This window comes from Thermosyntropha lipolytica DSM 11003, assembly GCF_900129805.1.
GTDB lineage: Bacteria > Bacillota > Syntrophomonadia > Syntrophomonadales > Syntrophomonadaceae > Thermosyntropha > Thermosyntropha lipolytica.
Genome location: NZ_FQWY01000064.1, coordinates 1 through 4,433 on the forward strand (window position 1 = coordinate 1; position 4,433 = coordinate 4,433).

General features: G+C 40.1%; 8 protein-coding genes and 1 pseudogene. 1 reads left to right on the forward strand and 8 read right to left on the reverse strand.

Going from position 1 to position 4,433, the window contains the following annotated elements; all coding sequences use genetic code 11:
- A partial coding sequence (locus tag BUB92_RS10665) for an Rpn family recombination-promoting nuclease/putative transposase (protein WP_143156948.1) occupies positions 1-510 on the forward strand: 510 nt, incomplete at its 5' end.
- 60 nt (positions 511-570) lie between these two features.
- Here BUB92_RS10665 and BUB92_RS10670 read toward each other — a convergent pair.
- The 8 genes and pseudogenes from BUB92_RS10670 to BUB92_RS10705 form a co-directional block, all read right to left on the reverse strand.
- A pseudogene (locus BUB92_RS10670) lies at positions 571-989 on the reverse strand (recombinase family protein); the annotation flags it as partial.
- 206 nt (positions 990-1,195) lie between these two features.
- Positions 1,196-1,570 (reverse strand): ImmA/IrrE family metallo-endopeptidase, encoded by a 375-nt coding sequence (locus tag BUB92_RS10675; protein WP_073093528.1) that lies wholly within the window; start codon positions 1,568-1,570, stop codon positions 1,196-1,198.
- A 19-nt stretch (positions 1,571-1,589) separates the two neighbouring features.
- Complete coding sequence (locus BUB92_RS10680; protein WP_073093530.1) at positions 1,590-1,862, reverse strand: type II toxin-antitoxin system RelE family toxin; 273 nt, start codon at positions 1,860-1,862, stop codon at positions 1,590-1,592.
- 6 nt (positions 1,863-1,868) lie between these two features.
- The gene (locus BUB92_RS10685) at positions 1,869-2,330 is read right to left on the reverse strand and encodes a hypothetical protein (protein ID WP_073093531.1); all 462 of its coding nucleotides are present in this window, start codon (positions 2,328-2,330) and stop codon (positions 1,869-1,871) included.
- Complete coding sequence (locus BUB92_RS10690; RefSeq protein WP_073093532.1) at positions 2,323-2,673, reverse strand: hypothetical protein; 351 nt, start codon at positions 2,671-2,673, stop codon at positions 2,323-2,325. Before BUB92_RS10690 ends, BUB92_RS10685 begins: the two co-directional genes overlap by 8 nt.
- Positions 2,674-2,772: 99 nt before the next feature.
- Positions 2,773-3,297, reverse strand: coding sequence for a hypothetical protein (locus BUB92_RS10695; RefSeq protein WP_143156949.1), 525 nt, complete (start codon positions 3,295-3,297; stop codon positions 2,773-2,775).
- Positions 3,298-3,408: 111 nt separating this feature from the next.
- Positions 3,409-3,819 (reverse strand): helix-turn-helix domain-containing protein, encoded by a 411-nt coding sequence (locus BUB92_RS10700; protein WP_073093535.1) that lies wholly within the window; start codon positions 3,817-3,819, stop codon positions 3,409-3,411.
- Positions 3,820-4,119: 300 nt separating this feature from the next.
- On the reverse strand, positions 4,120-4,433 hold a 314-nt coding region (locus BUB92_RS10705; protein WP_143156950.1), incomplete at its 5' end, for an integrase core domain-containing protein.

The following is a 4,433-nucleotide window of genomic DNA, read 5'->3' on the forward strand; positions in this document are numbered from 1 at the left end:
GACTTTCGCTATGCCTTTTTTGGTCTGCGGGAAGAAATGGATATAGAAGATATAAATGATATAATGCTGAAAATATTTCTTAAATTATTGTTGTTAAAGAAAGGCCTAGACGAGGGGAGAATAAGGGTAGAGGTAGAAAAGATATTCTGGCAGATGCGGGAGATGGAGAGGGGATATAGCTATCTGCAGGTGAGTATAATAGAATATATACTAGGAGCGGTAGAAAAAATAGATGAGGAAATCCTTATAGAATGTATAGAGAAAATACTGCCTGAGAGGAGGGAGGATTTAATGACCTTAGCGGAGAAGTGGAGAAGAGAGGGTATAGAGGAAGGGATAAGGAAAGGTATAGAGCAAGGTATAGCTAAAGGTATAGAAAAAGGTATAGAAAAAGGGAAAGAAGAAGCGGCATTGAATGCTTTACAAAAAGGATTGGATATAGAAACTATAGCAGAGATTACTGGGCTTTCAGTAGAAAGGATAGAGGAGCTAAAGAAAAAACTGAATTAAAAAGTACAGGGGGACGGTATAAATGTAAGACAGCACATCCCCTTGTGTTTGTGTTGGGGCGTCATACCTCAGAGGCGGCCTCCCACCAGTATGCTTGCATTTATACGCTGTTTCCTTCATGCCCTTCATTACTTCCCGGGCCAGGTTACGGCTATAATATTCAGCCATACCCTCCAGCACGCTTTCCAGGATAATGCTCTCCGGGCTGTCGTCCAGGTTTTCTGTTACAGATACAATCTGCACGCCGTTTTTCTTAAGCTCCCGGCGGTAAAAGGCGCTATCGTAACGATTACGGGCAAAACGGTCCAGCTTGTGAACAATCACCAGGTCAAAACCGCCAAGCTTACTGTCTTGTATCATCTGCAGAAAGCCGGGCCTGTTGTCTATGGTGGCTGACCTGGCTTCGTCCGTGTAAATTTTGACAAGCTGGATATTGTTTTTTAGCAGTATTCACGAATAGCTCTTAACTGGGCCTCGATCGATTCCTCGCGCTGGTTGTCGCTGGAGTAACGGGCATAAGCAACAGCTTTTTTCGTGGCAACAACCTCCTAATAGCAAACATAAGTTCGGTTATGTTAATAAAAAAAATAATACCTCAACCTGTAATAATCCCCGCTTTCTATGAGAGCGCTGGAAAGGGCTTTGCGGTAACATACCAGTTCCTGCTTGACGCCGAAGGCTTCGCCTAGGGCATAATCATTCTCCCCCTGGCCAGATGGGTCTCGAAAATACCGATCGGCATGAGGAAATACGCCGCGAAAGCCCTCGCCTGGGCCTCGTTCTTGTCAGCGGTGATCGGGTCAAGCAGGGTAGTGTTGCTGGCGTGGTACATGTGGGCTGCTTCGTGGACGAGGTACTCCCGCCGGCAGGAGTTTTCCAGGGCCTGTGCGATGTAGATGGTGTTATCACAAAAGAGGGCACGGGTGAGGTATTTAGTGATTTGGATGCTGATGCCCTTACTGTAGATAACACGCTCGATTATGTCCAGAGGAACGGGGAAGTCCCTGATCTGGTATTTATGCAGGAGTTGGTTAGCTTTTTCGGCCATGAGGAGGTGCATGAAGAAACCTCTATAAGCTTCATTTATATTTGGGGTGTGGTCCTATATAGGTAATTGTTATTTCCTTGGTGGCTTCATCAATTTCATAATGTATGCGATAATTGTCCGATAAATCATAATGCCATCCCAAATGTTTTAAATTACCTTTAAAAGGTGAAATTTTGCCTGTGGGATGATAATATGGACTAGTTTCAATTTCTTGAAAAGCATCTTTGAGTTTATTTCTATATGCAGGAGGAAGTTCACGAATAGATTTTTCGATCTTCTTTTTGAGGGGTAGAATCTTATACAAATTACCCTACCCCCTTAAAAACTCTCTCCATGCCACGCCCGGCTCAGGATCATTTTTTATTTCTTCTCTCGTTTCTTCAAGTTCACGCACAAATTTATCATCTGATTTAACCATAGCAGTGTACTCCCAAGCTATCAAAACCTGGCGCAAAGCATCAATATATTCCGATTTACCTGTTTCAACTACCTCGATTGCCCTAAAAAGCAGCTCTTGCAGAAGTTCTTCTTTTTCCTCTGCGGTAAGCACATTCTTAATTAAACCAATAATATCTTTTTGAGGTAACACCTTACCTTGAACCGAGTATCCCATTCCTGTATTCACCTCACTAGCAGTAGAAGCTTGTGCTGACACACTGATTGATATTATATTATGTTTTTGAGAGCTGAAAGGCGAGCCGAACATCTCAAATAAATCAGCCCTACTTATTTTATTATGTTTAGTGCCTGTATGGTATTCCCAACTACTCATTTTTTTCACCACCAGTTTTTTTAGACTCAGAAAAAGCATTTATTGTCACTTCAATAACAGACTTTTTGTTTTCTTGTATCGCTTTATCAAGTAGATCTCTTATACGCACTAAATGAGGCCAAGTAACTGCTATTTGTGATACCAACCGACCTGCGTATTCTTCTTCAGGTAAATCAGCAGGCACCGCACCACCTGGACCAGTTTGGATAAAAGTCAACACCACTCTTTCTGGATTCCAGTTAGCTTGAACTAAATCAACAAATTCTATATTGGCGTCTTCAGGCCTAATAACAATGAATCGTTGTTTTTTCTCCTGCGAAGATTCTGGCTTTTTAATGTCCATTTTATCCCTCCTAAGCTTTTTGAATTTATTCAAGCAAATTTTCTTTTTTCTTCTCCTTCCGCCTCGCCTTCAGCCCCTCCAGGAATATCTTCAGCTGCTCTATGGAATATCAATCCTAATATCAAAATCTTTTCTCCAGTTTTTTGAGGCAAATTCAGCTTCTTCGTCATACGCGTTAAATTTTACTCTTATCCAGTCAATATTAAAAACGTTACCACGCTGAAGTATCCATATCACAAAGCCGTCTTTTATAACGCCTTCATAAATCTTTCCACCGATATGGTCAGATTCCCAAATATCGGGTTCTAATTGTTCCCCCGTTGATGTTATTAAAGTGGCCTGGTCCGGGTAAACAGTAAATACTCCATTTTCCCTAGTATTTTCCAACCTAAATTTTAAAGCCACAACATCTTTGGGTTCATCTTGAAAAATGCTCTCAATTTGTTCTCCAAGCCCCATAGCCAAAATCTCTACTTTTAGCCCCTGCCATTCTTCTACGATATCAAGATCGTAAAAAGCCCACGAATCATCATGGTCTTCCTCTACCAGCGATGCTTCTTCTTTGGTTTTTGTTTCATCAATTTTAGCTTCAGGCTGCTCTGTCATTCTTTCGTCTTTTTTCACTTCATCTTTTACTGTAGGACCACATCCCGCAACCAAGACACTGCTTAAAATTACCACCAGAGCAATACAAGAGTTTTCTTGAGCAACATAATTACTCCTCTTAAATAAAAATTATTCTCGTTTTTCTTTCTGCTGCTCCCTACGTGCTTTTAGCCCCTGCAAAAAAATCTTCAACTGCTCCTTCTCTTCCTCCGTCATCCCCTTGAGGTCATAAAACTGCAGGGTTACATCGGGGCCCAGGTTACGCATGATGGCGTTGAGTTCGTCGTCGAGGGTGGGGGGATCGTTTATAACAACTGAATCAAGATAACCTGCTTTTTCCATTAAAACTTCTAATGGCACACCTAAATACGGTGCTAATTTTTTTAATGTGTCTGGTTCAGCTTTTTGTATCCCTGCTTCAATCCTTGATATAGTAGCAGGACTAACTTTTGCAGCTAAAGCAAGCTTTCTTTGGCTGTCAAAACCTTGTTTTTCACGCAATTTAGCTAAATACAGTCCGAACTTAACTTTATCATCCACGTATTTAACCACCTTTAAACACCGGCCTAATTAATTTAATACTAACTTATATGTTACGCTAACGCAACGGCTTTTAATATTGCGAAGACGAAAATTTTTTTTAAAAAAACTATTACGTGCTCGTAATAGATATGATATAATTTGTGTTGCGAGGACGAAATATAACAAAACAGAACAGTAGGTGCCCTGGCCCCTTATTAATGTAAAAAATCTGTCTAAATCTAAAGCTCTTTGAAAATTACATAAAATTACTGTCATACATAATATAATAATTAATTCTGTGATCATTTGAAACTTATATTAAGCTACCTGGGTTAAAGCAGACTTCTTTTTATGAAGTTCATGATATTCAGCAGGAGTAAGATATCCCAAACTCCCATGTATTCTTCGATGGTTGTAATACTCCAGGTACTGGCTTATTATTTCATATGCTTCTCTAAAATTTATAAATTCATTACAAATATAACATTCTTCTTCCAAAATAGAATGAAATGCCTCTATATGCGCATTCATATTAGGAGTTTTTACGGGTATTCTCTCATGTATCAATTTTAATTCCTGGCACGTTTTTGCAAATTTAGCTGACATAAACTGCGGCCCATTATCAGTTCTTA

What these genes read in the sequence shown, in the direction of transcription:
- BUB92_RS10685 (WP_073093531.1), bottom strand. Translation starts at nt 2,330, where the DNA reads ATGAGTAGTTGGGAATACCATACAGGCACTAAACATAATAAAATAAGT.
- BUB92_RS10690 (WP_073093532.1), bottom strand. Translation starts at nt 2,673, where the DNA reads ATGGACATTAAAAAGCCAGAATCTTCGCAGGAGAAAAAACAACGATTC.
- BUB92_RS10675 (WP_073093528.1), bottom strand. Translation starts at nt 1,570, where the DNA reads ATGCACCTCCTCATGGCCGAAAAAGCTAACCAACTCCTGCATAAATAC.